Here is a 1,053-nt window from a genome sequence, read left to right on the forward strand (position 1 = left end):
AACCAGTTGTTACTATTCGACTTTTAACCGGACAGTAGTGGGGCTGTCCCCGTTTCTCCAAACAGCTCATGACTCCAAGCGCACTAAGGGATCGACTGACCGGCGTGATTGCGTTCCCGGTAACGCCGTTTCTCGCGGACGGCTCGCTCGACGTCGACGGGCTACGGCGCAACGTTGAGGCACTGGCGGCGCATCCGTTCTGTGGTCTCGTGGCCGCCGGGGGCACCGGTGAGCTCTACTCGTTGTCGGAGGCAGAGCACCGGCTAGTGGTTGAGACGTCGGTGCAGGCTATCGGTGGCCGCATGCCTGTGATTGCCGGTGTGGGCGGCAGCATCGCGCTCGCATGTGAGCAGGCGCGGCAGGCGGCCGCGGCTGGTGCTGCCGGCATTCTCGCATTGCCCCCGTACTATCCGGAAGCCGACGAGACCGGGCTGGTGGCCTACTATCGCGGTATTGGCGCCTCCACGGCGCTCGGTCTGCTCGTCTACAGTCGTGATTGGGTGAATCCGGGCCCTGCGTTCGTAGAGCGAGTAGCGAACATCCCAACGCTCATCGCCTGGAAGGATGGTCAAGGCAACATTCGGCGCTACCAGATCATCATGGCCTCGATTGGCGATCGCCTCCACTGGATCGGCGGGGCCGGCGACGATCTCGTTCCCGCATACTATCGCCTCGGGATCCGAACCTACACGTCCAGCATCTCCAACATCGCGCCACGGCTCTCGCTGGCGCTCCACGAGACGGCGGCCGCGGGCGATGAGGCGGCTCTCCAGCAGTTGATGACTCGTTACGTCATCCCGCTCTACGCCTTTCGCGCGCGGAGGAAGGGTTATGAAGTGGCCGTCATGAAAGCCATGATGGCCCTGCTCGGATTCGCGGCCGGTCCGGTCAGACCGCCGCTCGTGGAGGTCACCGACACGGAGCGGGACGAGCTGGCGAAGATGTTGGATGGTTGGAAGGATTACTTGTGAACGTCAGGCGGCCGAATTGCGCCCCTAAGGACCCGTGCAGAATCAAGTTGTTCGAACGTTCATGGTCGCGTTCTGTGGGTTG

General features: G+C 62.8%; 1 protein-coding gene. It reads left to right on the top strand.

Annotated elements, in window-relative coordinates:
* Nucleotides 1-68: 68 nt before the first annotated feature.
* Entirely contained in the window at nucleotides 69-971 is a 903-nt protein-coding gene (locus GEV06_28620) for a 5-dehydro-4-deoxyglucarate dehydratase (protein MPZ21814.1), read from the top strand.
* Nucleotides 972-1,053: the final 82 nt, after the last annotated feature.

This window comes from Luteitalea sp., assembly GCA_009377605.1.
In the GTDB taxonomy this organism is placed as follows: Bacteria; Acidobacteriota; Vicinamibacteria; order Vicinamibacterales; family Vicinamibacteraceae; genus WHTT01.

Bases quoted from the DNA above. Each gene is read 5' to 3' on its own strand.
- GEV06_28620 (MPZ21814.1), top strand. From the start codon at position 69: ATGACTCCAAGCGCACTAAGGGATCGACTGACCGGCGTGATTGCGTTC.